Source organism: Catellatospora methionotrophica, assembly GCF_011297335.1.
Lineage (GTDB): Bacteria > Actinomycetota > Actinomycetes > Mycobacteriales > Micromonosporaceae > Catellatospora > Catellatospora methionotrophica.
The window spans coordinates 181,464-205,643 of sequence record NZ_JAAOTJ010000010.1 but is presented as its reverse complement, the minus strand read 5'-3'; the positions used below and the strand labels follow the sequence as shown (position 1 = coordinate 205,643).

At 72.1% G+C, this 24,180-nt stretch carries 22 protein-coding genes; 7 read left to right on the top strand and 15 right to left on the bottom strand.

Features of this window, described 5'->3' with window-relative positions; all coding sequences use genetic code 11:
- Positions 1-29: 29 nt before the first annotated feature.
- From HAV40_RS22760 to HAV40_RS22730, 7 genes are all read right to left on the bottom strand, one after another.
- Positions 30-767, bottom strand: coding sequence for a metallophosphoesterase (locus HAV40_RS22760; RefSeq protein WP_166384478.1), 738 nt, complete (start codon positions 765-767; stop codon positions 30-32).
- Complete coding sequence (locus HAV40_RS22755) at positions 764-2,830, bottom strand: bifunctional diguanylate cyclase/phosphohydrolase (protein WP_166384476.1); 2,067 nt, start codon at positions 2,828-2,830, stop codon at positions 764-766. Before HAV40_RS22755 ends, HAV40_RS22760 begins: the two co-directional genes overlap by 4 nt.
- A gap of 101 nt (positions 2,831-2,931) precedes the next feature.
- Positions 2,932-3,855 (bottom strand): 1-phosphofructokinase family hexose kinase, encoded by a 924-nt coding sequence (locus HAV40_RS22750; RefSeq protein WP_166384474.1) that lies wholly within the window; start codon positions 3,853-3,855, stop codon positions 2,932-2,934.
- Positions 3,852-4,508 (bottom strand): HAD family hydrolase, encoded by a 657-nt coding sequence (locus tag HAV40_RS22745; protein WP_203672208.1) that lies wholly within the window; start codon positions 4,506-4,508, stop codon positions 3,852-3,854. The genes HAV40_RS22750 and HAV40_RS22745 overlap by 4 nt, the downstream gene beginning before the upstream one ends.
- Positions 4,508-5,335, bottom strand: a complete 828-nt coding sequence (locus tag HAV40_RS22740) for an endonuclease/exonuclease/phosphatase family protein (RefSeq protein WP_166384470.1) — start codon at positions 5,333-5,335, stop codon at positions 4,508-4,510. The genes HAV40_RS22745 and HAV40_RS22740 overlap by 1 nt, the downstream gene beginning before the upstream one ends.
- 116 nt (positions 5,336-5,451) lie before the next feature.
- Entirely contained in the window at positions 5,452-5,991 is a 540-nt protein-coding gene (locus HAV40_RS22735) for an SRPBCC family protein (protein ID WP_166384468.1), read from the bottom strand.
- Between the two features lie 5 nt (positions 5,992-5,996).
- Positions 5,997-6,308, bottom strand: coding sequence for an ArsR/SmtB family transcription factor (locus tag HAV40_RS22730; protein WP_239087051.1), 312 nt, complete (start codon positions 6,306-6,308; stop codon positions 5,997-5,999).
- Between the two features lie 99 nt (positions 6,309-6,407).
- On the opposite strand from HAV40_RS22730, the gene HAV40_RS22725 reads away from it, so the two are divergent.
- Positions 6,408-7,622: an MFS transporter gene (locus tag HAV40_RS22725; protein WP_239087052.1), complete on the top strand. Its 1,215-nt coding sequence runs from the start codon at positions 6,408-6,410 to the stop codon at positions 7,620-7,622.
- Positions 7,623-7,654: 32 nt separating this feature from the next.
- A complete protein-coding gene (locus tag HAV40_RS22720) occupies positions 7,655-7,879 on the top strand; it encodes an ATP-binding protein (protein ID WP_166384466.1) in 225 nt (74 codons plus the stop codon).
- A gap of 21 nt (positions 7,880-7,900) precedes the next feature.
- Here HAV40_RS22720 and HAV40_RS22715 read toward each other — a convergent pair whose 3' ends face one another.
- Positions 7,901-8,836, bottom strand: a complete 936-nt coding sequence (locus HAV40_RS22715) for a YihY/virulence factor BrkB family protein (RefSeq protein WP_203672210.1) — start codon at positions 8,834-8,836, stop codon at positions 7,901-7,903.
- Between the two features lie 22 nt (positions 8,837-8,858).
- Positions 8,859-9,938 carry an AI-2E family transporter gene (locus tag HAV40_RS22710; RefSeq protein ID WP_239087053.1) on the bottom strand — a complete coding sequence of 360 codons (1,080 nt, stop codon included), beginning with the start codon at positions 9,936-9,938 and terminating at the stop codon, positions 8,859-8,861.
- A 129-nt stretch (positions 9,939-10,067) separates the two neighbouring features.
- Here HAV40_RS22710 and HAV40_RS22705 point away from each other — a divergent pair, with 129 nt between their 5' ends.
- Both HAV40_RS22705 and HAV40_RS22700 read left to right on the top strand, forming a co-directional pair.
- Positions 10,068-10,865, top strand: a complete 798-nt coding sequence (locus HAV40_RS22705) for a methyltransferase domain-containing protein (protein ID WP_166384462.1) — start codon at positions 10,068-10,070, stop codon at positions 10,863-10,865.
- Between the two features lie 39 nt (positions 10,866-10,904).
- Positions 10,905-11,378 carry a DUF4396 domain-containing protein gene (locus tag HAV40_RS22700; protein WP_166384460.1) on the top strand — a complete coding sequence of 158 codons (474 nt, stop codon included), beginning with the start codon at positions 10,905-10,907 and terminating at the stop codon, positions 11,376-11,378.
- Positions 11,379-11,467: 89 nt separating this feature from the next.
- Here the strand turns inward: HAV40_RS22700 and HAV40_RS22695 are convergent, their stop codons facing one another.
- Positions 11,468-12,220 (bottom strand): class I SAM-dependent methyltransferase, encoded by a 753-nt coding sequence (locus HAV40_RS22695; protein WP_166384458.1) that lies wholly within the window; start codon positions 12,218-12,220, stop codon positions 11,468-11,470.
- A 349-nt stretch (positions 12,221-12,569) separates the two neighbouring features.
- Here HAV40_RS22695 and argS point away from each other — a divergent pair, with 349 nt between their 5' ends.
- Positions 12,570-14,291: an arginine--tRNA ligase gene (gene argS, locus HAV40_RS22690; RefSeq protein WP_166384456.1), complete on the top strand. Its 1,722-nt coding sequence runs from the start codon at positions 12,570-12,572 to the stop codon at positions 14,289-14,291.
- Between the two features lie 78 nt (positions 14,292-14,369).
- Positions 14,370-14,555 carry a hypothetical protein gene (locus HAV40_RS22685; protein WP_166384454.1) on the top strand — a complete coding sequence of 62 codons (186 nt, stop codon included), beginning with the start codon at positions 14,370-14,372 and terminating at the stop codon, positions 14,553-14,555.
- Positions 14,556-14,561: 6 nt separating this feature from the next.
- On the opposite strand, the gene HAV40_RS22680 is transcribed toward HAV40_RS22685, so the two are convergent.
- From HAV40_RS22680 to HAV40_RS22670, 3 genes are all read right to left on the bottom strand, one after another.
- Positions 14,562-15,332 carry a SigB/SigF/SigG family RNA polymerase sigma factor gene (locus HAV40_RS22680; protein WP_239087054.1) on the bottom strand — a complete coding sequence of 257 codons (771 nt, stop codon included), beginning with the start codon at positions 15,330-15,332 and terminating at the stop codon, positions 14,562-14,564.
- A 207-nt stretch (positions 15,333-15,539) separates the two neighbouring features.
- Complete coding sequence (locus HAV40_RS22675) at positions 15,540-16,259, bottom strand: ATP-binding protein (RefSeq protein ID WP_166384450.1); 720 nt, start codon at positions 16,257-16,259, stop codon at positions 15,540-15,542.
- 103 nt (positions 16,260-16,362) lie between these two features.
- Positions 16,363-16,677 carry an STAS domain-containing protein gene (locus tag HAV40_RS22670; protein WP_166384448.1) on the bottom strand — a complete coding sequence of 105 codons (315 nt, stop codon included), beginning with the start codon at positions 16,675-16,677 and terminating at the stop codon, positions 16,363-16,365.
- A gap of 143 nt (positions 16,678-16,820) precedes the next feature.
- Between HAV40_RS22670 and HAV40_RS22665 the strand changes: the two genes are divergently transcribed.
- Positions 16,821-19,175, top strand: a complete 2,355-nt coding sequence (locus HAV40_RS22665; RefSeq protein WP_166384446.1) for a SpoIIE family protein phosphatase — start codon at positions 16,821-16,823, stop codon at positions 19,173-19,175.
- Positions 19,176-19,186: 11 nt separating this feature from the next.
- On the opposite strand, the gene HAV40_RS22660 is transcribed toward HAV40_RS22665, so the two are convergent.
- Together HAV40_RS22660 and HAV40_RS22655 are read right to left on the bottom strand one after the other, a co-directional pair.
- Positions 19,187-19,759 (bottom strand): response regulator, encoded by a 573-nt coding sequence (locus HAV40_RS22660; RefSeq protein ID WP_166384444.1) that lies wholly within the window; start codon positions 19,757-19,759, stop codon positions 19,187-19,189.
- A 67-nt stretch (positions 19,760-19,826) separates the two neighbouring features.
- On the bottom strand, positions 19,827-24,152 hold the full coding sequence (locus HAV40_RS22655) for a HAMP domain-containing protein (protein ID WP_420837238.1): 4,326 nt from the start codon (positions 24,150-24,152) through the stop codon (positions 19,827-19,829).
- Positions 24,153-24,180: the final 28 nt, after the last annotated feature.

The following is a 24,180-nucleotide window of genomic DNA, read 5'->3' as shown; positions in this document are numbered from 1 at the left end:
CGACAGCGTAGTGGCCGCCGTCCGCCCGCTCAGGGCAGGAACCGGTAGTGCGTGGTCACCCGCAGATCCTCGTCAAGCACGTGGAAGGCCAGCCCCGGCGGCGCGTCGAGGTCCATCGGCTGATCCGTGCCCTCCCAGGGCAGCCGCAGCCGCGAGGCGACCCCGGGCGCGACCAGCAGCGGCCTGCCCGCGAACGTCGTCGCGGCCGGGGTGTGCGCGTGACCGCACAGGACCGCGACCACGTTCGGGGACTGGGCGACCAGTTCGGCCAGCGGCTGGGCGTCGTGCAGCCGCAGCGCGTCGATGAACGGGATGCCCAGCTCGACCGGCGGGTGGTGCAGGCAGACCAGCACCGGGCCGTCGCTTCCCGCCACGACCCCGCGCAGCCAGCCGAGCGTCTCGGCGTCGAGGCGCCCGTCGTCGCGGCCGGGGATGCTGGAGTCGCAGAGCGCCAGGGTCACGCCGTTGACCACGACCGCCCGGTTGACCGGGCCGCCGTCGGCGGGTTCACCGAACAGCCCCTGCCGGTAGGCCGCGCGCACGTCGTGGTTGCCGGGCAGCGTCAGCGCTTCCGGCACCGCCGCCAGGGCCTTCGCCGCCTGCTCGTACTCGTGCGGCAGGCCGTGGTCGGCGATGTCTCCGGTGACCAGCACGACGTCGACGGGATGCGGCAGTGCGGCCAGGTAGGACAGCACCCGCGCGCTGCGCTCGGCCGCGCGTGTGCCGCCGTCGAAGTGGGTGTCGCTGACGTGCGCGATAACGATCATGAGTTTTTCTCCGTCCCGGCTTCAGTGGGCTCATCATCGTCGGCCAGGGCCAGGAAGACGTCCACGACCGCGGGGTCGTAGCGCGTGCCGCATCCGTCCAGCAGCGTCTGGCGTGCGTGTGGTGACACGCCTGCTGCGGCGTCGGCCCAGCCGTCGCAGACCGCGATGATCCGCGCACCGATCGGGATGTCGGATCCGGCGAGCCCGCGCGGGTGGCCGCTGCCGTCGTGGCGCTCGTGCACGGCGGCCAGCAGGGGTGCCAGGTCCGGCCGGTGCGCGAGATCGGCCAGCAGGCACGCCGACTGCTCCGGCCCGGCGCGGGCCGCATGGCCGTCGTCGGTTGCCGGGCCCGGTTCGCAGGTGGTGGTGAGGCAGCCGATGCCGTGCAGGCGGGCGGCGGCGGCGATGCGCAGCCGGGTCGCCTCGTCCAGGCCGAGCGCGGCGGCCGTGCGCCAGGCCCAGCCGCTGACCGCCGCACTGCGGCCGTCGCCGCGGATCCGGTCGAGTTCGTCGGTCAGCCAGACCAGTTCCGGCGGCAGGTCGAGGGTCGGTGAGACTTCGGCCGGTTCGCGCGGTCCGCCGCCCACCACGCGGTCGCGCCCCTGCGCCTTGGCGCGGTACAGGGCGCGGTCGGCGGTGTCGACGAGTTCGTCGACGCTGAGCCCGCTGGGGTCGGCCGGGTCGGCGCAGGCGACGCCGAACGACGCGGTCATCGCCAGTGGCTCGGCGACGCCGGGGACCGGGATCGGGGTGGCGCGCAGGCCGACCCGGAGCCGCTCGGCCAGGTCCCACGCGGCCGGGCCGCCGGTGCGGGGCAGCAGGCACACGAACTCCTCCCCGCCATACCGGCAGAGCAGGTCGCCGGCGCGCAGCGACCGCCGCAGCCGCTCGGCGACGGCGGTCAGCACGGCATCGCCGACGAGGTGGCCGTGGGTGTCGTTGACGGTCTTGAAGTGGTCGAGGTCGATCAGGACGACGCTGAGCGGGCCGCGGCGGCGGGCGGGGTCTGCTTCGGCGGCGAGCATCTCCTCGAAGTAGCGCCGGTTGTAGAGGCCGGTGAGCGCGTCGGTGATGGCGGCGGTGCGCAGCTGCTCGGTGAGCCGGGTCCGGCCGCGGGCGGCGACGATCTGGCGTACGAGCAGGCCTATCAGCAGCAGCAGGGCGACCGTCAGGGTGACCCGGCTGAGCTGACCGGACAGGATCAGGTCGGCTGCGGCCAGGCCGCCGACGACCAGCACGGCGACGAGCGCGGGCAGGAAGGACACCTCGCGGGCCGGTGGCCGCTCCCGTTCGTCGCCGGGATGCCGCGCGGCGACCAGCGCGGCCAGGCACAGCAGCAGGATCTCGCCCTGCCAGCCGACGTTCAGCCAGGTCGTGCTGGTGTAGTGACGCAGGACGCTGGAGTAGGCGTAGACCCCGTCCATCACGACGGCGATCCCGAACGCCACGGCGAACAGGACCATGGCGGGGGGCACCCGGCGGTCGCCGGTCAGCATCAGCGCGACCAGCACGCTGAAGATGACCACCGAGAAGACCGGGTACAGGAATGTCACGAACGCGCCAGGGTCCCAGCTCGGCGGCACCAGCGGGCTGATGACCAGTTGCCAGCCGATGGCCGCGCCGGCGGCCGCGACCAGCAGCGCGTCGAGCAGCCCGCGCAGCTTGAGCCCGAGCGCGATCATGATGGCGGGCATGGTCAGCAGGAAGCGCAGCAGGTAGAAGGCATCGGCCAGGGTCGGCACCGGAGGGTCGCCGCCGGGGGTGGTGTAGACGTAGTACGCCCAGACGGAGTCACCGCACAGCCAGGCGACGTTGGAGGCGACGAGCAGCCGCCACGCGGTCCTGCTCCGCCCCTCGGTGCGCCGGGCCGCGTAGACGCTCAGCCCCAGCAGGGTGGCCACCGGCACCAGGTACAGCACCTCGCCGGTGAACCGGGCCAGCCCGGGTCTGTCCTGGCCGAGAAAAGTCAGCGCGGCGTAGAACACGAGCCAGGCGAGGCAGCCGAGGCCGAAGACGGCGAGAACCCGATCGCCGACCAGCGGCACCCGGCTCCTGTGCACCATCCCGCGCCCCCGTGATGACCCGTCGGCATGGGTGGCAGCTTGCCCCACCATCTTGTCAGGAATGATCAGCAGGCATCCGGTTTAGGCGAATTACCCCTGGTTCAGCAGACGTCGACGATGACCTCGGTGCGCAGTCGCTCATAGACGGCGGGGTCGACGACGCCGGCGACCGGCGACAGCACCGCGGCGGCGGACAGGGCCACCGCGTCGCGCAGGCGCTCGGGCCAGGGCTGCCCGGCGAGCAGGCCGCGGGCCAGGGCGGCCACGCACGCGTCACCCGCGCCGGTGGGGTTGCCGGTGAGCGGCTCGGCCAGCCGGGCGCGCCATACGCCCTGCTCGCTGACCGCGACCAGGCCGCCACCGCCCAGCGACGCGACCACGTCGCCCGCGCCCAGTTCGCGCAGCGCGGCGACGGCGGCGCGGGCCGCGTCGGGCCCGTCCACGCGGATGCCGGTGAGCGCGTGCAGCTCGGCGGCGTTCGGCTTGACCAGGTCGGGCTGCACGCGCAGGCCCTGGCGCAGCGGGTCGCCGTCGGCGTCGAGGATCGTGGCGGCTCCGGCCGCGTGGGCCAGGGCCAGCAGTTCGGCGTACGCCGTCGCGGGCACGCCCGGCGGCAGCGAGCCGGACAGCACGACGACCTTCACCCCGGCGAGCAGTGCCGCGAAGTGTGCGGTGAACCCGGACCACTCGGCGGCTGTCACGGTCGGGCCGGGCTCCCAGAAGCCGGTGGCGTCGGCCCGGTCGGCGACCACGACGGTGCGCCGGGCGTCGCCGGTCACCGGCAGGAACGCCTCGGCGACGTCGTCGGCGATCAGCAGCTCGCGCAGCCGCTGCCCGGTCGGTCCCCCGGCCAGGCCGGTGGCCAGCACCGGCGTGCCGAGCCCGTGCAGCACTCGGGCGACGTTGACGCCCTTGCCTCCGGCGCGCTCGGCGACGGCCCCGACGCGGTGCGTGGCGTACGGGGTCAGGGCGTCGATCTGGTAGGTGACGTCAAGCGCGGCGTTGGGCGTGACGGTGAGGATCATCGGGTTACCTTAACCGGCGTTACGGTGACCTCTTCGAGGCTCGTCAATACATGGCGGCCGGGAGCGTCCGGAATGTCCTGAAGGTGCGGTACGGCGACCGTGGTGCAGCCCGCGCCCTCGGCGGCGGCCAGCCCGGCCAGGCTGTCCTCGATGGCGACGCAGCGCGCCGGGTCCACGCCCAGCAGCGCCGCCGCGGTGGCGTACGGCAGCGGGTCGGGCTTGTGACGCGGCACGTCGTCGGCGGTGACCGTGACCGCGAACGCCGCCCGGCCCAGCACGTCGAGGATGATCTCGGTGTCGGCCCGGCCCGACGAGGTGACCAGCGCGCACGGCACGCCCGCCGCGATCAGGTCGTCGAGCAGCCGCCGTGCGCCCGGCCGCAGCCGTACGCCCACTTCGGCGATCTTGGCTTTGACCGCCTGGTCGATCCACCGGTCCAGGTCCGCGGCGGCGTGCCGCCCGCCGGTGGCCACACCGACCACCGCGACGATCGACGCGACCGTCCCGCCGATGAGCCGCGCCCGGTCCAGCGGGTCCGCGCCCAGCTCGGCGGCGACGCCGAGCACCGCCTCGATCCACAGTGACTCGGTGTCGACCAGGGTGCCGTCCATGTCGAACAGGACGGCGTCGAACGCGCCCAGGTCGAATCGCATCATGACTCCATCGCGAAGGTGCTCAGCACCGCCCAGTGGTCCGAGGTCCACTCATTGTCGCCATGGTGCGGCATCAGGCGCGGCTCGCCCACGCCCACGGTGTCCGACGCCACCGGCCGCAGGGGCCCCGTGTAGTGCACGAAGTCGATGCGGTCCTGCGGTTCGAGCACCCCTTCCTCCTGCTCGTGCCAGTGGTTCAGCGGCGACCAGGTGTGGCCGGGCTTGGCCATCGCGTCGGGGTGCACGACGCGGTAGGAGTCGCGCAGCCCGGCCCGCTCGACGGCGACGCTGACCTGCCAGGGCAGCTCGGGCCAGTCCAGGTGGGAGGGCACGTTGAAGTCGCCGGTGAGCAGCACGGGCAGGCCGCGCTCGGCCAGCGCGGGCCGCATCGCGTCGATGATGTCGGCGATCTGGCGCGGGCGGCCCGCCTCCTCCTCGCGCGCCAGCACCTGCGGCACGCTCATCCCGGCGAGGTGGAAGTCGTACGGCCCGTACGGTTCGTGGTTCAGGTGCGCGCTCCAGGCCACCAGCTCACGGCCGGAAGGCAACTGGACGCGCGCGCCGACGCCGCGCAGGGACTCGTCGCCGTAACGCGCGGTGATCGGGTGGGGCGAGATGATGCCGCAACTGCCGCCCTGGTGGAAGTGCCAGCCGAGTTCGGTGGCCAGCTCACGGGCGGCCTCGCCCATGGTCTCCTGCAGACCGACCACGTCCGGGGCCTGCTCGCGCAGAAACGCGAGCTGCTTGGTGCGGGCGTCGTCGACGAACCGGCCGTCGAGCCACAGGTTCCACGACATGACCTTCAGGTAACCGCTGTCTGGGCTCATCGCTGATCAGCACTCCTGCTCACCTACGCCGTGACGGTCGTTATCGGACCGGCCTCGCAGCGCAGCAGCGTATACGGTTTCGCCCCGCCGGGGACACCCTGCCCGTCCCCGGCAGGTCACGACGAGGCGATGTCGGGGATGTCTAGTTCGCGGCTGTAGGCGGCGTCGAGGGCGGCCCAGCCGTGGCTCTTGGCCTCGTCGCCGCGGATCGGCGGCACCGGGTCGCCGTCGAGCAGCCGCTCCGCGACCACCAGGCACAGCTGCCAGCCCGCGGCGACCTTGGGCACCCAGGTGCGGTCGGCCATGGTGTGGCGCAGGGTCAGCCGGGTCCCGGTGGCGGTGGCGGCCAGCTCCCAGCGCAGCAGGTCCTCGCCCCAGGTATATACCAGCAGGTGCGGCGGCTCGGCGCGCTGCACGGTGGCCGGCAGGTCCTCGGTGTGCTCGCCGTCGATCATCGTCAGGGTCGCCGCGCCGGTGCGGCCGAGGTCGCGGTCGGCCAGGTAGGGCGCCCACCGGGCGAGCTGTCCGGGTTCGGTGAGCGCGGCCCACACCTTCGCGGGCGGGTGCGCGAGGTCGCGGTGCAGCACCAGGGTCCAGCGCTCGCCCGACGGGTGGCACTCGACCGGCCAGATCGGGCCGGGGTCGATGGCGTTCATGGTCGTCACTCCTGGTCGTCGAGATGCCGTTCCAGCGCGTCGAGGTGGCGGTCCCACAGGCGGCGGTACTGCGCCAGCCAGTGCTCCAGCTCGGCGAACGGCTCGGGTTCTATGCGGTAGATCCGCTGCTGGGCGGCGACGCGGCTGGACACGAAGCCCGCGTCGCGCAGCACCCGCAGGTGCTTGGAGACGGCGGGCTGGCTCATCCCGAGCCGGTCCACGAGTTCCCCGACACTGCACTCGGCGCCGCGCAGGTGATCGAGGATGCGCAGCCGACTCGGCTCACCGAGCACTGCGAACGCCCCCACCACCGCCACGCTCACAACATGCCTTCCCGGTTATATGCCTGTCAAGTCGTACACAGAAATCTCGCGAAATCGGGAAGGAGTATTAACAGTTCTGGGTTCATGATCGGCATGACCGTCGTGACACCGGATCGCATGTGGACGCGTGACTTCAGCCTGTACTTCGTCGCCCGTGGCGTCGCCCTGCTCGGCGACGGCATGCTGCCCGTCGCCGTGGCGCTGGCGGTGCGCTCGGCGGGGCACGGCGACTCCGGCGTCGGGCTGGTGCTCGCCTCGTGGATGACCCCGCTGGTCGCCCTCATCCTGTTCGGCGGGGTGTTCGCCGACCGCTTCGGCGCGCGCCGCCTGATGATCGGCGCGGACGCGGTGCGCGTCGTCACCCAGTCCGTCGTCGCGGTCGCGCTGATCACCGGCAACTCGCCGCTGTGGCTGCTGGTGACGATGTCGGCGCTGGCCGGGGCGGCCGCCGCCATGTTCCAGCCGGGCGTGGCCAGCATGGTCCCGCGAGTCGCCACCGACGTGCAGCGCGCCAACGGTGCCCTGCGCGTGGCCGACGCCGGGGCGCAGCTGCTCGGCCCCGCGCTGTCGGCGACGCTGGTGGTGCTGACCGGGCCCGGCACGGTGTACGCCATCAACGCCGCGACGTTCGCCGTCAGCGCGGTGTGCCTGCTGGCGCTGCGGCTGCCGCCGGTCGTCCGCGCCCCGCGGCCCGACGTCACGATCCGCCGGGACCTGCGCGAGGGCTGGCACGAGTTCCGGGCGCGCAGCTGGATGTGGAGCGTGATCGGAATCTGGGTGGTGTTCGGCGTGACGCTGTTCGGGCCGTACATCCCGCTCAGCTCGGGTGTGATCACCGGCTACCTGGGCGAGAGCGCGTACGGGTGGGCGATGTCGGCGATGGGCGGCGGCACCGTGCTCGGCGGGCTGGTCGCGATGCGGGTGCGCCCGGACCGGCCGCTGGCCGCGGGTGGTGTGGCGATGTTCGGCTTCGCGCTGATCCCGTTGTCGGTGTCGGTGCACGCCCCGTTCTGGCTGCTGCTGGCCGCGCACGCGGTCGGCGGCGCGGCATGGGCGTTCTGGTCGGTCATGTGGGCCACCAGCGTGCAGACCCAGGTCCCCGGCCCGGTCCTGAACCGGGTCTCGGCGTACGAGGTCGCGGGTTCGGTCGCGGGCATCCCCGTCGGCCAGGTCCTCGCCGGCCCCGCCGCCGCGCTGGTCGGAGCCGACCAGGTGCTGGGCGCGTCCGCGCTGGTCGGCGTCGTCGGCTGCGCCGTCCTGCTCGCCCTGCGCCCGGTCCGCCGCCTGCGCCGCGCCGCCCCCGCCTGAGAAAGGAAGGGCACCGCTATACGTTGTGCAAGGTGCCCTTCCTTTCCTGGACGCGGAGGGCGCGGGATGCGGCCGTCGGCGTCGAGGAACGCCTCCAGGTGGAAGACGCCGCCGGTGTGCCCGAGGGCTCGCATCGCGGCTTCGGCCAGTTTCCCGCCATCGCCCGGCAGATCGCCGTGGACCACGGCGGCACGATCGGGCTGGTCAGCGAGCCCGGTCGCGGCACGACCTTCACGATCCGCCTGCCGGCCACGTGAGGCCGCAGCCGCTCGAACGCGCTACTTCGGGGGTTCGCGCAGGGCCACGTAGGGTTCCTCGTCGGCGGGGTGGCCTGCGGCGATGGCGCGGGCGCGGTGGAGTTCGGCGTCGAACTCCGCGCCGAGCAGCAGGGCGACGTTGCTGATCCAGAGCCAGATCAGGAAGACGATGATGCCGGCCAGGCTGCCGTAGATCTTGTTGTAGGAGCCGAAGTTCGCGGCGTACAGGGCGAAGCCTGCCGAGGCGAGCAGCCAGATGAACACGGCGAGCAGGCTGCCGGGGGTGATCCAGCGCCAGCCGCCCTGCCGGGCGTTGGGCGAGGCCCAGTAGAGCAGCGCGAAGATCAGCGCGATGACGAGGATTACCAGGGGCCACTTGGCGATGTCCCACACCCGGACCACACCCGTGCCCAGGTGCAGGAACTCTCCGGTGCGCGCGGCGACGGGACCGGTGAAGACCAGCGCGACGGTGACCGCGACGATGGCGATCACGGACACGATGGTGACGCCGAGCCGGACCGGCAGCATCTTCAGCATCGACCGGCCCTCGGGCACGTCGTAGATGATGTTGCTGGCGCGCATGAAGCCCGACACGTACCCCGAGGCCGACCACAGGGCCAGCAGCACACCGATGACGGCGACCAGCCCTGCCGCGCCCTGGCCGCGCTGCAGTTCGGTCAGCGCGTTGGCCAGCACGTCGCGCACCGCCCCGGGGGCGTACGCGCCGACCTCGGCCAACGCGCGCTGGGCGGTGTCGGCACCGGTCAGGCCGAGCAGGGCGACGAGCACCAGGATGCCGGGGAACAGCGACATCACCGCGCGGTAGGTCAGCGCGGCGGCCCAGTCGCCGAGGTTGTCCTGCTGGTACTCCTTGCCGGTGCGTTTGAGCACGTCCCACCAGTCGCGCCGGGTCAGGTCGCGGGGGCTGTCGGGCACGGCGGTGGTCGGCAGGGGCACGGTGTCCTCCGGTGGTCGGGTGTCAGACCGGGTCCGTACCCGGCGGGCCGTGGTCCGAACCGCCGGGGTGCGGCCCGTGCTCGGGTGGCAGCGGTTCGCGCAGTTCGGCCAGCACAGTCTTGACCGTGGCCGCGATCGGGATGGCCATCAACGCGCCGATCAGGCCGAGCAGTCCCGCGCCGATGAGGCTGGCCAGCAGCACCGCGAGGGCGGGCATGTCCAGGCTCTGCTTCATCACCTTCGGCACGATCACGTAGTTCTCGATCTGCTGGTAGATGAGCAGCCAGACGACGATGCCGACCGCGGCGGGCCAGACCCCGGACGCGACGGCGGCGACCACGCCGCAGACGGCGGTGCCCAGCGTCGCCCCGATCAGCGGGATCAGGTCGGTGACCGCGACGATCAGGGCCAGCGGCAGCGCGAACGGGATGTCGAGGACGAGCAGCCCGGCGTACGCGACGACACCCGCGATCGCCGAGATCACCAGATTGCCGATCATGTACGAGCCGACCTTGTCCACGACGACGTCGACGATGCGCCGGGTGCGCTCGCGGTGCCGGTCGGGGGCCAGGAGCTGGACGCGGCGGCGCAGGCGCGGCATGTCGGCGAGGAAGTACAGCGACAGCACGAGCACGGTCAGCGCGGCGGCGAGCACGCCGAGGAAGGTGCGGAACAGGCTGAGCAGGCTCGCGCCGACCTTCTCGGGGATCGTGGCGGCGAGGTCGTTGAGCCGGTCGCCGAGGCCGTAGCGGGCGGACAGTTCGCGGAAGGCGCGGGAGCGGTCGTCGAGGCTCTGGATGTGGCCGGGCAGGTCGGCGGTGAGCTGTCCGGCCTGGCGGGCCAGCGGCGGCCCGATGCCGACGAACAGCAGCGCGAGCAGGGCCAGCAGGGCGATCAGGATGATCGTGACGGCGTACGGGCGGCGAACGTGGTGCCGGACCAGCCAGCGCACGGCCGGGTCGAGGCTGACGGCCACGAACAGCGACACGAGCACGAGGATCAGGATGCCGCGCACGGACCAGACCGCGGCCAGCGTCAGGCCCACCAGCGCGATGCCGCACGATCCGGCGACCGCCCAGCGGAACACATCGGCGGCGCTCACTCGACGCCCGTTCACCACCGAACGTACGTTCCCTCACCTGCTACTTTCCCAAACCTGTTCATAATCTGGGATCGTTCTCCTATATATCGGGATGAGCTCTCTAGACTCTCCCGGTAGGAGGGATCGACGATGACGACCTACACGCACGGACATCACGAGACGGTGCTGGTGTCACACCGCTGGCGCACCGCGGCCAACTCGGCCGCGTACCTGCTCCCCCACCTGCGGCCGGGCCGCACGGTGCTGGACGTGGGCTGCGGGCCCGGCACCATCACCGCCGACCTGGCCGATGCGGTCACCCCGGCCCGGCTCACCGCGCTGGAGCTGACCGAGGACGCCCTGAGCCTGGCCCGCGCCGAGATCGCCGCCCGGGGCACGGCCAACGTCGACTTCCTCGTCGCCGACGTGCAGGCCCTCGACCTGCCCGACGACGCGTACGACGTGGTCCACGCCCACCAGGTGCTGCAGCACCTCGGCGATCCGGTCGGCGCGCTGCGCGAGATGCGCCGGGTGTGCCGAGCGGGCGGGACGGTGGCCGCCCGCGACAGCGACTACGCCGCGTTCACCTGGTATCCGCTGATCCCGGCCCTGGACGAGTGGCTGGCGCTGTACCGGCGGATCGCCCGCCACAACGGCGGCGAACCCGACGCCGGGCGGCGGATGCACGCGTGGGCGCGGGCCGCGGGCTTCACCGACGTCACCGCGACCGGCAGCGTCTGGTGCTACGCCTCCCCCGAGGAGCGGGCCTGGTGGGGCGGCATGTGGGCGGAGCGCGTGGTGCGCTCGGCGCTGGCCGGGCAGGCCGTCGCGCTGGGCTGGGCCACCGAGGCCGACCTGCGGCGGTTCGCCGACGGCTGGCGGGAGTGGGTGGCGGCCGAGGACGGCTGGTTCCTGGTGCCACACGGCGAGATCGTCTGCCACGTCTGACCATACCCCCAGGGGGTATATCGAGGTATCCTGGGCGGCATGGATCAGCACGACCATGCCGCCCACGGCCACGCCCCCGCCGCGACCTGGGGCACGGCCGCCTCGGCGACCCTGCACTGCCTCACCGGCTGCGCGATCGGCGAGGTGCTGGGCATGGTCGTCGGCACCGCGCTGGGCTGGTCGGCGGGCCCGACGGTGGTGTTGTCGATCGCCCTGGCGTTCGTGTTCGGCTACGCGCTGACCATGCGCGGCGTGCTGCGCGCCGGGGTCGGCTTCCGGCAGGCGCTCAAGGTCGCCCTCGCCGCCGACACGGTGTCCATCGTGGTCATGGAGCTGATCGACAACGCCATCATGGTCGGCGTGCCCGGCGCGATGGACGCGGGCCTGACCAGCGGCCTGTTCTGGGGCGCGCTGGCGTTCTCACTGCTGGTCGCGTTCGCCCTGACCGTCCCGGTCAACCGCTGGCTGATCTCCCGCGGCAAAGGCCACGCGGTGGTGCACCAGTACCACTGACCGCGTCGCGCCGCGGTGATCGTCGGACGTGCCAGGCAGGTGTGCGTGACTTGAGCCGCTTTCGCACACCTGCCCGGCACGTCGAGCGATCATGGGCCCGGCAGGCGGTGGGCGACGAAGCAGTCGCGCGGGGTGCGGTCCTCGGTGGTCTGCTCGGTAACCCGGTCGGCGGTGAAGCCGGCCTCGGCCAGCAGCCGCAGCCACACCTCGCGGGCGAACACGCCGGTGCGGTGGGTCTCGTGCGTGGTGCGCACGCTGCCGTCGGTCTCGCGCAGCAGGAACGCGTACTCGGTGACGGTCCACGTGTCGGCGGGGTCGGGGTCCCAGGACCATTCCAGCAGGCGCGCACCGGACCCGTCGGCCGCGTCGGCGCCGCCGTGGTCGGTGCCGGGCTCGTAGGTCTCGGCCGTCTCGTCGGGCATCAGGACCACGACGCCGCCGGGGCGGCAGTGGGCGTACGCCGTCGCGAAGGCCTGGCGCAGGTCGTCCTCGGTGGTCAGGTAGGACACGGCGTCGTGGACGAACACCGCGTCGAACGTGCGGCCCAGCCGCAGGGTGCGCATGTCGCCGAGGTGGTGCTCGCAGTCCGGGTTCAGCGCCTGCGACACCTGCAGCATCTGCGCCGACAGGTCCGACAGCGTCATCGTGAAGTGCTCGCGCAGGTGCACCGCGTTGTGGCCGCCGCCGCTGCCCAGTTCCAGCACCTCGCGGACCGGGATCGCCGCGCCGCGCAGCAGGCCCGCCGCGTACGCCGTCTCCTCGGTGTAGTCCTCGACCGGTGAGATCAGCGGCCACCACCGGGCCAGCTCGCCGTAGAACCGGTACTGCCCGTCGTCGGTCATCCGCCCATGTTAGGAAAGCGCCCCAGCGCCGCGCATTCCGTTAACAAGGTGCCCTTCCTTTCTCGGGGGACCGCTCAGGTATCGTCGGGGCATGTTCTCCGCTGTGGTGTGTGCCGGCCGTGCTGCCGTGCGCCCGCAGGGTCGCGTCGCCGTGATCGAGCGACGACGAATCATGGCAGCTCGCTGACGCGTTTCGCGTCGCGCTGCCTTCTTCGCCAGTTCCCTGCTAGACCCTTCTGCCTGCGCGGAGCGCTTCCGTCCGGCCGTGCCTGCCCGGCCTGACCGCCGCGCTGCCCGTTCCTTCCTGTTTCCGTGGGCCCTGCCTGCTTTCTTGAGAGAGCCGAGATCGATGACTGACCTGGAGAGTGTCCTCAACGACAGGCTGGCGGTCGCGTTCGCGGCGGTCGCCGGCGCGCCCGCCGACCCGGTGGTGCGCCGGTCGCAGCACGCCGACTTCCAGGCCGACGGCGCGCTGCCGCTGGCCCGGCGGCTGGGCCGCGCGCCGCGTGACGTCGCCGCCGACGCGCTGGCCCGTGCCGACCTGGCCGACCTGGTCGCCACGGCGCAGATCTCCGGGCCGGGGTTCATCAACCTGACACTGCGCGACGACGCCCTGGCCGGGCTGCTCGGCGTGATGAGCGGCGACGAGCGGCTCGGCGTGCCCACGGCGGCCGTGCCCGAGACCGTGGTGATCGACTACTCCGCACCGAACGTGGCCAAGGAGCTGCACGCCGGGCACCTGCGCACCACCGTGATCGGCGACGCCGCCGCCCGGATCCTGGAGTGGCTCGGCCACGACGTACGGCGGGCCAACCACATCGGCGACTGGGGCACCCCGTTCGGCATGCTCATCGAGCACCTGCTGGACCTGGGCGAGACCGAGGCGATGCAGGAGCTGTCGGTCGGCGACCTCAACGGCTTCTACCAGGCGGCGCGGGTCAAGTTCGACGCCGACCCCGTGTTCGCCGAGCGGTCCCGGGGGCGGGTGGTGGCGCTGCAGGCAGGCGACGACACGACGCTGCGACTGTGGCGGCTGCTGGTCGACGAGAGCGAGAAGTACTTCCTCGCCGCGTACGACAAGATGGGCATCACCCTGACCGCGGACCACTTCTACGGCGAGTCGTACTACAACGACATGCTCGACCCGGTCGTCGACGCCCTCGACGGTCTGGGTCTGCTGCGCGAGAGCGACGGCGCGCAGTGCGTGTTCCCGCGCGGGTTCACCGGCCGCGACGGCGAGCCGATGCCGATCATCGTGCGCAAACGCGACGGCGGCTACGGCTACGGCGCGACCGACCTGGCGGCGATCCGGCACCGGACCCAGGACCTGAAGGCGACCTGGCTGCTGTACGTGGTCGGCTCGCCGCAGCAGCAGCACCTGGAGATGGTGTTCCAGTGCGCGCGGGAGGCCGGCTGGCTGGCCGCGCCGGCGCGGGCCGTGCACGTCGGCTTCGGCCAGGTGCTCGGCGCGGACGGCAAGAAGCTCGCCTCGCGGGCCGGTGACACGGTCAAGCTCGTGGAGCTGCTCGACGAGGCCGTGATCCGGGCCGCGGCGATCGTGCGGGAGAAGAACCCGGATCTGGACGCCGAGACCAGGGCCGAGGTCGCGCGGATGGTCGGCATCGGCGCGATCAAGTACGTCGACCTGTCCAGCGACCGGATCAAGGACTACGCGTTCGACTGGGACCGGATGCTGTCGTTCTCCGGCGACACCGGGGCGTACCTGCAGTACACGTACGCCCGGATCAACTCGATCTTCCGCAGGGGCGGGGTCGTGCCCGACCGGTCGGCGGCGGTGCTGCTCGACCAGCCCGCCGAACGGGCGCTGGCGATGGAGCTGCTCGGCTTCGCCGCCGTGGTCACCGATGCCGCCGCGACGCTGCAGTTCCACCGGCTCACCGGCTACCTGCAGCATCTGGCGGGGGCTTACACGGCGTTCTACGAGAACTGCCCCGTGCTCAAGTCCGAGGGCGCGGTGCTGGCCAGCCGCCTGCTGCTGTGCGACCTGACCGCGCGGGTCATCGCGCAGGGCCTCGACCTGCTCGGTATCGAAACTCCCGAGCGCATGTGAACCACCGTCGGGGTCCACGCCGACACGGCGTGGACCCCGATGGTGTGATCCGGGGCCGGTCCGGGTACGCAGACCGCCATGAGCGAACCGCGTTTCACCGAACCGTCCGAGGACTTCGAGCCGCCGCCCGAGCGTGAGCCGCTGCCCGAGCCGCCCGCCCGCGAGCTGCCCCCGGACGAGCAGGACGACCTGGGTTCCCCGGCGGGCACGCAGGACCGTCTCGACGGCGGCGGAACCGACGTGGTGGGCGAGCCGCCGGACTGACGCCGGTCAGACGTCGGCGCTGGTCAGCTCCTCACGCAGGGCCTGGAAGGCGCGGGCCAGCAGCCGCGAGACGTGCATCTGCGACACCCCGACCTTGTCGGCGATCTCCGACTGGGTCAGGTTGTCCACGAACCGCATCCGCAGGATGAGCTGGTCACGCTCGGGCAGGGTGTCGATCGCCTGGCGCAGCGCCTCCCGCTCGGGCAGCGCCTCCAGGGTGTCGTCGCACTCGCCGAGCAGGTCCTGCAGTTCGCCGTCGCCGTCCTCGCCGGTCGCGGGCGCGTTCAGCGAGCTGGCCGTGTACGCCGCCGCGCACTGCATGCCGCGCAGCACCTCGGCCTCGGTGACGCCCAGGTGCACGGCGACGTCCTCGGCGGTCGGGGTGCGCTGCAGCGACTGGCTGAGCTCCGGGATCGCCCGGCACACCGCCAGGTGCAGCTCCTGCAGCGAACGCTGCACGTGCAGGGTCCAGGTCCGGTCCCGGAAGTAGCGTTTGATCTCGCCGAGCATCGTCGGCATGACGTAGTTGGCGAACGGGACGCCGCGGTCGGGCTCGAACCGGTCCACGGCCTTGATCAGGCCGATCGTGGCGACCTGCACCAGGTCCTCGACGTCCTCGCCGCGGTTGCGGAAACGCATCGCCAGCCGCCGCGCCACCGGCGCGCACCCGCAGATGATCTCGTCGCGCAGCCTGCCGCGACCGGCGTCGGCGGCGGGCAGGCTGTGCAGCAGCAGCAAGGAGTCCTCGAACTTCGCAAGCGCGTCGACAGAGCTCACGGCTGACTTCGGGGACGAAACAGTATCGGTTCGCATGGGTCACACCTGCCATCGCCCGCATCACGTCACCCGTGCACCGCACGGGCCGGCCGGCATCTTCTGGCGGGTCTCGGCGCCCTGCTGCTAGAGCGCCGCCGCAGCCCGGTCAAGCCCGGGCCGCGCACCGCTGTTTCACGGCGGCGACTCGAAGTCTACGCCCCGCACCGGTCAGGATGCGGCGACGCGCCCAGGCGGCCGCACCGATGCCAGCGCCCACACGACCTTCCCGCCGCTGGTCAGCAGGCTTCCCCAATCGGTGGCCATCGCTGAGACCAGCTCCAGTCCGGCGCCCCGGTCCTCGGGGCCGGACTCGTGCGGCAGCCGCGGGTCACCGTCGCGGACGGCCACGATCACGCCCTCACCGCAGCGGCGCAGCGTCAGCTCCATCTCGGTGCGCGCATGGGTGACCGCGTTCGCGGCCAGCTCCGAGGCCAGCAACTGCGCCAGCTGCCCCAGGCGGGGCAGCCCGAACGCCGTACACGCGCGCTGGGCCAGGTCACGGGCGCGGGCACAGCTCGCCGGGGTCGGCGGCAGGCTCACCGAGCGGCGCGGGCTGACCGGCAGCGCCTCGGCGGCCTTCTCCGCCATCGCGACGTCGTCGAACACCGACAGGCCCGCGTGGTCGACCGACACCGGGCACGGCGGGGCCGCGACCATGATCGGCACGGCGGGCCACCGCGACGCGCTGACCGCGGCCCGGTGCAGCCACGGCACCAGCCGCTCGTCGGCGCAGCGCGTGTCACCCAGGTCGAGCACGACCGCCTCGGGCTGGGCGGCCAGACAGTCGGCCACCGTGACACCCGCCTGGATGAGTGTGTCCTGGTCGAGCGTCCCGGCCATCGCGATCACCGCGAAGGGCTGCGTTCGCCGCACATGGCACACCAGCATGGACATACTCCTCACGTGCCCCTCTGGCACGGCGACCAAGCCTGCGCCGGTGAAATTTTCGGAAATAGGTCCACGACGCCGCGTCGCGGTCGAAACCGCGAGCTCAGGCGGGTGGGGCCAGCAGCTTGCCGACGCCGGTCACGTCGAGGACCTTCGCCACCCACTGTTTGGCCCCGGTCACGTAGAAGCGGTGACCGAGCTCGTTGGCGGCACGGTAGGCGTCGAACAGCGCCCGTACGCCGGTCGAGTCGAGAAAGCCCACACCCTGCAGGTCGACGACGACCTCGGGGGACTGCTTGACCGCGTCGCACAGCTCGTCACGCAGGGCGCCCGCGGTCATCAGGTCGATCTCGCCCCGGACCTTGACCACGATGCGGTCCGCGTCCACGACCCGTTCGACCCCGAAACCCCGGTCCATCCCACTCCCTCCGCCACTGCGAACAGTTCCATTAACGCACGCCCGGCCCGGTTCGCACACCCGCCGTCCCACCGGTCACGCTCCTACCGGACAATGAACCGATCACCGTTTCGGCGCCGAGCGCGATGGGCAGGGTACGAATCATGGCACGGCAAGCCGAACCCCGGCCCGCAGAGGCAGACTGGGTGACCCGCGTGCAGCGCCTGGAGGCCGAACTCGCCGGCCTGCGCAAGGCGATGCGCACCCGCGGCCTCATCGAACAGGCCAAGGGGCTGCTCGCCGAACGGTACGGCTGCGACCCCGAGACCGCCTTCGGCCGCCTGTCGGCGATGTCGCAGCAGAAGAACGTCAGCGTCGTCGACCTGGCCGCCGACCTCGTCGGCGCGACCGTGCCGGACACCCCCGAGGCCCAGGACCCGCCCGTCGCCGCGGCCGCCGCCACGTCCATCGACCTGCCCGGCCAGGACGCCCCCGGGCTGCGCACCGTCGTCGGCCTCGACGACGACCCGGCCCGGACCCTGCCGCAGGCCCGCGCCCGGCTTCTGCGCAAGACCCTCGCCGCGCTCGACGCCGCGCCCGACTTTCCCACGCTGACCGACGTGCTGGTCACCCTCGGCCTCGGCGACGCGCCCGGTGCGGCCGCGGCCGTGTTCACCGCCGAGACAGACGGCGCGGTGCGCCTGCTCGCCAGCCACGGCTGGCCCGCGCAGGTCGCCAGCGAATGGCAGCGCTCCCCCAGCTCCTTGAACACCACCATCGGCGCCGTCGTACGCACCGGACGGCCGCTGCTGCTCGACGGCCTGCGGCCGCACGACTTCGTGCTGATCGGCCCCGGACCGGCCCGAGCCGTGTTCCCGCTGTCCGTCGACGACCAAGTCGTCGGCGCGCTGTCCCTGGTCTGGGCGCAGCCCCGCGAGTTCACCGGCCCCGACCTCGCATTCCTGGACCGGCTGGCCGCCGGGGCGGGCCGGGCGCTGCGCCGCCTGTGGTCGGCGGCCGACACCGGCCCCGCGAACCTGCCGGTGTGGCTGGCGACCGCGCTCGACGTGCTCGGCGGGCGGGGCCACCTGCTCACCCCGGTACGCGCCGACGACGGCACCGTCGAGGACTTCGTCATCGCCGCCGCCGGGCCCGCCGTACGCGCCTCCGACGGCGACACCGTCGGCCGGCTGCTGCTCGACGTCTACCCCCGGCTGCGCGTCAACGGCGTCTTCGACGCCTACGTCGACCTGCTCACCGATGACGTGCCCTTCGCCCGCGACGCCGTCGTCGAGGACGCCGTGGTCAACGGCCGCCCCCGGCGCGTCATCCTGAACCGCCGCGCGGCCCGCGTCGGCGACGCGCTGCTGGCCGCGTGGGAGCGCATCGACGCCACGGTCAGCAACGACGCCCGGATGGCCCGCCTGGAGACGCTGAGCCGCTCCGGCTGGGCCGAATGGGACCTGCAGGCGGGCGACGCGGTCTGGTCCCCCGGCCTGCACGGCCTGGTCGGCCGCGAGGAGGCGCACGGCCCGACCACCCTGGACAAGTTCGCGTCGTTCTTCGCCCCCGCCGACCGCGGGCTGCTGCGCGAACTGCTCGCCGGGCTCGCCCAGGGCCGCCCCGACCTGGCCCTGCTGCGGCTGAACACCGCCCGCGGCGTGGTGCCGGTGCGGGTGTTCGCCGAGGCCGACCTCGCCGGTGACGACATCCGGCTCATCCGGCTGGTCCTGCACGACGTCAGCGAGCAGCACGCCGCCGAGGACCGGTGGACCCGCAGCGAGACCGTCGCCGCCGCCCGCCAGATCCAGCTCGCCGCCGAGCAGTCCCTGGTCTCGAACCTCAGCCGGCTGCTGTACCCCAGCCGCGAGCTGGTGCTGCACGCGCCCGGCGCGGAGGTCACCGGCCGCCACTACGCGGCCACCGCACCCCGTACGCAGCTGCGCGGCGACTTCTGCGACGCCGAACGCCTCGACGACGGCTCGCTGCTGTTCGTCATCGGCGACGCGTTCGGCACCGGCCTGGTCGCCGCCGCCGCGGTGGTGCGCCTGCGCTTCCCGGTGATGACGCTGGGCTCGGCCGGGACCGCGCCCGCCGAGATCCTGCGCATCGTCAACGGCATGCTGATGGGCGCGCCCGACGGCCCGCTGGCCAGCCTGCTCATCGGCCACTACCGGCCCGAGGACCGCACCCTGCACTGGGCGTCGGCGGGTCACCTGCAGCCGCTGCTGGTGCGCGACGGCGTCGCCGGGGTCGTCGACGACCCGGCCGGGCCGCTGCTAGGCCTGCTCGACGGGCAGCGCTTCGACACCCACACGCTGCGGCTGGAACCGGGCGACAGCTTCGTGTCGTTCACCGACGGGGTGCTGCACAAACGCAAACGCGACCCGCTGGCCGAGTTCGCGACCCGCGTCGCCGGCGCCTACCGCAAGTCCGGCACCGCCGGGCTGTGGGAGCTGACCCCGCCCGAACGCGACGACGAGGCCTGCCTGCTCGCCCTGGAGATCACCGCGGGCTGACCCGCGCCGGGTCAGCGCGTGCGGCGGGTCAGCGGCTCCGGATCGTGCGGCAGCGCCGCCCGCAGCCCTTCGCGGGCGCGTTCGATGTCGTCCAGACCGGGGTCTTCGAGCAGGCGCACCGCGTCCTGGGCCGCCCCGGACAGCCGGGCCCACTGCTGGGCCTGCTGGCGCAACTGCTGCGTCTTGACCCACAGGTCCACGAAGATGGCGACCTTGGCCCGCAGCACCCACGGGTCGAACGGCTTGGTCAGGTAGTCGACCGCGCCCGCCGCGTACCCGCGCAGCGCCAGCCGGGCGTCACGGTCGGCCGCGGTCAGGAAGATGATCGGGATGTGCCGGGTGCGCTCGCGGCGTTTGATGTGCCCCGCCGTCTCGAACCCGTCCAGGCCCGGCATCTGCGCGTCCATCAGGATCACCGCGAAGTCGTCGACCATCAGCCGTTTGAGCGCCGCCTCACCGCTGCTGACCGCGACCGGCTCCACCGGCAGCCCCTGCAGCATCGCCTCCAGCGCGATCAGGTTGTCCTGCCGGTCGTCGACCAGCAGCACCTTCGCCAGCAGAAAACCCTGCTCCAAGTCGCTCATGCCTTCTCCCCGCTGCGCTCGTCGGCGGCACGACGCCCAGACCACATGACTCGCTCGCTACGCTCGCTCATGCCTTCTGCTCCGGGCGGCCGATCCAGCGCGCCATCAGGCGCAGCAGCTCGTCGAGGTCGACGGGTTTGGTGATGTAGTCGCTGGCGCCCGCGCCGAGCGCCGCCTCGCGGTCGCCGGGCATCGCCTTGGCGGTCAGGAACACCACCGGCAGCGTGGCCAGGTGCGGGTTGCGCCGGATGATCCGCGTCGTCTCGTAGCCGTCCTGCTCGGGCATCATCGCGTCCATCAGCACGATGTCGATGTCGGGATGCTCGGCCAGCAGCTGGATGCCGTCGTTGCCGTTGTCGGCGTACAGCACCTGCATGCCGTGGTGTTCCAGGGCGCTGGCCAGGGCGAACACGTTTCGCACGTCATCGTCGACGATCAGGACCCGGGCCCCGTCCAGGGTCGAGGACACCTCGGCGCCCAGCGTGTCGGTCGCCGCCCGGCCGATGATCGGCCGCGACACCGGCGTCGCGTAGTGCGCCTGCGCCGACGGGCTCACCGGCACCGCCCCGGCGGGCGCGCCGACCCCGGTCAGCGCCGGCAACAGCGGCAACGTCGGCGCGGTCGTCGGACCGGTCAGCATGCCCGGCAGGTACAGCGTGAACGTCGAACCCTGGCCCGGCGCCGAGGTCACCGTGATGGTGCCGCCGAGCAGCCGCGCCAGTTCCCGGCTGATCGACAGCCCCAGGCCCGTCCCGCCGTACTTGCGGCTGGTCGTCCCGTCGGCCTGCTGGAACTCGTCGAAGATCAGCGCCAGCTTGCTGGCCGAGATGCCGATGCCGGTGTCGTGCACCGCGAACATCACCACCTCCCCGGACTGGCTCAGCGACGGCTCCTCGAACACCAGGTCCGCCGGGGCGGGCCCGATCTCCAGGTGCACGGTGCCCGCGTCGGTGAACTTGACCGCGTTCGACAGCAGGTTGCGCAGGATCTGCTGCAGCCGCTGCGCGTCGGTGATCATCCCGGCGGGCAGCTGCCCGGACAGGGAAAGCTCCAGCTCCAGGCGCTTCTCCTCGGTCTGCGGCCGGAACGCCTGCTCCACGTAGTCGCAGATGTCCTGGAAGCGCACCTCGCCCGGCTCGACGTCCATCCGCCCGGCCTCGATCTTCGACAGGTCCAGGATGTCGTCGATCAGCGCCAGCAGGTCCGACCCGGCGCTGTGGATGGTGCGCGCGAAGTCGATCTGCTTCGGGGTGAGGTTCGCCTCCGGGTTGTCGGCCAGCAGCCGCGACAGCAGCAGCAGCGAGTTCAGCGGCGTACGCAGCTCGTGGCTCATGTTGGCCAGGAACTCCGACTTGTACTGCGAGGCCGCCGACAGCTGCCGCGCCTTGTCCTCCAGACCGAGCCGCGCCAGCTCGATCTCCCGGTTCTTGATCTCGATGTTGCGGTTCTGCTCCGACAGCTGGGCCGCCTTCTCCTCCAGCTCGTTGTTGGTGCGCTGCAGCTCCACCGAACGGTCGCGCAGCTCCTGCGCCAGCCGCTGCGACTGGGCCAGCAGCTCCTCGGTACGCCGGTTGGCCAGGATCGTGTTCAGCGCGATGCCCAGCGTGCCCGCGAGCCGGTCAAGGAAGTCCAGGTGCAGCTCCGAGAACGGGGTGACGCTGCCGAACTCGATGACGCCCAGCGCCTCGCCCTCGAACACGATCGGCACCACGATCAGATCGGCGACCTTCGTGTCGGCGATGCCGGACCGCACCGCCATCTTGGTGCGGCCCGCGCCGACGCGGATGGTGCGCCGGTCCACGGCCGCCTGGCCGACCAGCCCCTCCCCGACCGCGTAGTGCGCGGCGGTGCCGCCCCCGGCGTACCCGTAGGCCGCGGTCAGTTGCAGCCGGATGTCCTCGCCGTCGGGCTCGGACAGGAAGAACGCGCCGATCTGCGCCTCGATCAGCGGCGTCACATCCGACATGATCATGCGGGAGACCTGCTCCAGGTCCCGCTGGCCCTGCAGCAGCTCACCGGCGCGGGCCAGGTTCGAGTCCAGCCAGCCCTGCTCGGCGTTCTTCGTGGTGGTATCGCGCAGAGTGACGATCATCTGGTTGATGTTGTCCTTGAGCTCGGCGACCTCGCCCTGCGCCTGCACCGAGATGCGCTGGGTCATGTCGCCGCGGGTCACCGCCGTGGACACCTGCGCGATGGCCCGCAGCTGCGTGGTCAGCGTCGAGGCGAGCTGGTTCACGTTCTCGGTCAGGTGCCGCCAGGTGCCGGACACGCCGCGCACCTGCGCCTGACCGCCGAGCTTGCCCTCCGAACCCACCTCACGGGCGACACGGGTCACCTCGTCGGCGAACGACGACAGCTGGTCGACCATCGTGTTGACGGTGTTCTTCAGCTCCAGGATCTCGCCGTGCGCGTCGACGGTGATCTTCTGCGACAGGTCGCCCTTGGCCACGGCCGTGGTCACCTGGGCGATGTTGCGGACCTGGCCGGTCAGGTTCGACGCCATGAAGTTCACGTTGTCGGTCAGGTCGCGCCACGTACCGGCGACCGCGGGCACCTGGGCCTGACCGCCGAGCTTGCCCTCCGAACCGACCTCACGGGCGACACGGGTGACCTCGTCGGCGAAGGCGGACAGCTGGTCGACCATCGTGTTGACGACGTCCTTGAGCTCCAGGATCTCGCCCTGCGCCGCCACCGCGATCTTCTGCGACAGGTCACCGCGGGCCACCGCCGTCGCGACCTGCGCGATGTTACGGACCTGCGCGGTCAGGTTCGACGCCATGACGTTGACGTTGTCGGTCAGGTCGCGCCAGGTGCCGGACACGCCGCGCACCTGCGCCTGACCGCCGAGCTTGCCCTCCGAACCGACCTCACGCGCGACACGGGTCACCTCGTCGGCGAACGACGACAACTGGTCGACCATCGTGTTGACCGTCGACTTCAGCTCCAGGATCTCGCCCCGCGCGTCGACCGTGATCTTCTGCGACAGGTCACCCTGCGCCACGGCGGTGGTCACCTGCGCGATGTTGCGGACCTGAGCGGTCAGGTTGCCCGCCAGCTGGTTCACGTTCTCGGTCAGGTCCCGCCACGTACCCGACACCCCGGCCACCTGCGCCTGACCGCCGAGCTTGCCCTCCGAACCCACCTCACGCGCGACACGGGTCACCTCGTCGGCGAACGACGACAACTGGTCGACCATCGTGTTGACCGTCGACTTCAGCTCCAGGATCTCGCCCCGCGCGTCGACCGTGATCTTCTGCGACAGGTCACCCCGCGCCACGGCGGTGGTCACCTGTGCGATGTTGCGGACCTGAGCGGTCAGGTTGCCCGCCAACTGGTTCACGTTCTCGGTCAGGTCCCGCCACGTACCCGACACTCCGGCCACCTGCGCCTGACCGCCGAGCTTGCCCTCCGAACCCACCTCACGGGCCACCCGGGTCACCTCGTCGGCGAACGACGACAACTGGTCCACCATCGTGTTGACGACGTCCTTGAGCTCCAGGATCTCGCCCTGCGCCGCCACCGCGATCTTCTGCGACAGGTCACCGCGGGCCACCGCCGTCGCGACCTGCGCGATGTTACGGACCTGCGCGGTCAGGTTCGACGCCATGTAGTTCACCGCGTCGGTCAGGTCCTTCCAGGTGCCCGCCACGTTCGGCACCTCGGCCTGACCACCCAGCTTGCCCTCCGTGCCGACCTCACGCGCCACCCGCGTCACCTGCTCGGCGAACACCCGCAGCGTGTCGGTCAGCGAATTGATCGTGTCGGCGAGGTCGGCCACCTCGCCCTGCGCCGAGATCGCGATCTTCTGCGACAGGTCGCCCTGCGCGATGGCCGTCGTCACCTGTGAGATCGACCGCACCTGCGCGGTAAGGTTCGACGCCATGAAGTTCACGTTGTCGGTCAGGTCCCGCCACGTGCCCGACACACCCCGCACGTCGGCCTGACCGCCGAGCTTGCCCTCCGTGCCGACCTCACGGGCGACACGCGTCACCTCGTCGGCGAACGACGACAGCTGGTCCACCATCCGGTTCACGGTGCGGCCGATGGTCAGGAACTCGCCGCGCAGCGGCCGGCCCTCGATGTCCAGGGTCATGTGCTGGCTCAGGTCGCCCTCGGCCACGGCCACGATCACGCGGGCGATCTCCGCGGTCGGCCGCCCCAGGTCGTCCATCAGGCTGTTGACCGCGCGTACACCGTCGGCCCAGGCGCCCTCGTACGCCTCCTCGTCCAGGCGCTCGGTGACCCGGCCCTCCCGGCCGACGACCCGCGAGATACGCAAGAACTCGCGGTTACGCTGCTCCTGCAGCATCACCACCTCGTTGAAGGCGTCCGCGACCTCGCCGACGATGCCGGAACCACGGGGCAGGCGCACCTTGAAGTCACCGTCACGCACCGCCCGCAGCGCCGCCGCGACCTCGTGC

What these genes read in the sequence shown, in the direction of transcription:
- HAV40_RS22700 (WP_166384460.1), top strand. Translation starts at nt 10,905, where the DNA reads ATGGATCAGCACGACCATGCCGCCCACGGCCACGCCCCCGCCGCGACC.
- HAV40_RS22750 (WP_166384474.1), bottom strand. Translation starts at nt 3,855, where the DNA reads ATGATCCTCACCGTCACGCCCAACGCCGCGCTTGACGTCACCTACCAG.
- HAV40_RS22735 (WP_166384468.1), bottom strand. Translation starts at nt 5,991, where the DNA reads ATGAACGCCATCGACCCCGGCCCGATCTGGCCGGTCGAGTGCCACCCG.
- HAV40_RS22705 (WP_166384462.1), top strand. Translation starts at nt 10,068, where the DNA reads ATGACGACCTACACGCACGGACATCACGAGACGGTGCTGGTGTCACAC.
- HAV40_RS22665 (WP_166384446.1), top strand. Translation starts at nt 16,821, where the DNA reads ATGGCACGGCAAGCCGAACCCCGGCCCGCAGAGGCAGACTGGGTGACC.
- HAV40_RS22670 (WP_166384448.1), bottom strand. Translation starts at nt 16,677, where the DNA reads ATGGACCGGGGTTTCGGGGTCGAACGGGTCGTGGACGCGGACCGCATC.
- HAV40_RS22740 (WP_166384470.1), bottom strand. Translation starts at nt 5,335, where the DNA reads ATGAGCCCAGACAGCGGTTACCTGAAGGTCATGTCGTGGAACCTGTGG.
- HAV40_RS22685 (WP_166384454.1), top strand. Translation starts at nt 14,370, where the DNA reads ATGAGCGAACCGCGTTTCACCGAACCGTCCGAGGACTTCGAGCCGCCG.
- HAV40_RS22660 (WP_166384444.1), bottom strand. Translation starts at nt 19,759, where the DNA reads ATGAGCGACTTGGAGCAGGGTTTTCTGCTGGCGAAGGTGCTGCTGGTC.
- HAV40_RS22675 (WP_166384450.1), bottom strand. Translation starts at nt 16,259, where the DNA reads ATGCTGGTGTGCCATGTGCGGCGAACGCAGCCCTTCGCGGTGATCGCG.
- HAV40_RS22755 (WP_166384476.1), bottom strand. Translation starts at nt 2,830, where the DNA reads ATGGTGCACAGGAGCCGGGTGCCGCTGGTCGGCGATCGGGTTCTCGCC.
- HAV40_RS22725 (WP_239087052.1), top strand. Translation starts at nt 6,408, where the DNA reads ATGACCGTCGTGACACCGGATCGCATGTGGACGCGTGACTTCAGCCTG.
- argS (WP_166384456.1), top strand. Translation starts at nt 12,570, where the DNA reads ATGACTGACCTGGAGAGTGTCCTCAACGACAGGCTGGCGGTCGCGTTC.
- HAV40_RS22760 (WP_166384478.1), bottom strand. Translation starts at nt 767, where the DNA reads ATGATCGTTATCGCGCACGTCAGCGACACCCACTTCGACGGCGGCACA.
- HAV40_RS22695 (WP_166384458.1), bottom strand. Translation starts at nt 12,220, where the DNA reads ATGACCGACGACGGGCAGTACCGGTTCTACGGCGAGCTGGCCCGGTGG.
- HAV40_RS22745 (WP_203672208.1), bottom strand. Translation starts at nt 4,508, where the DNA reads ATGCGATTCGACCTGGGCGCGTTCGACGCCGTCCTGTTCGACATGGAC.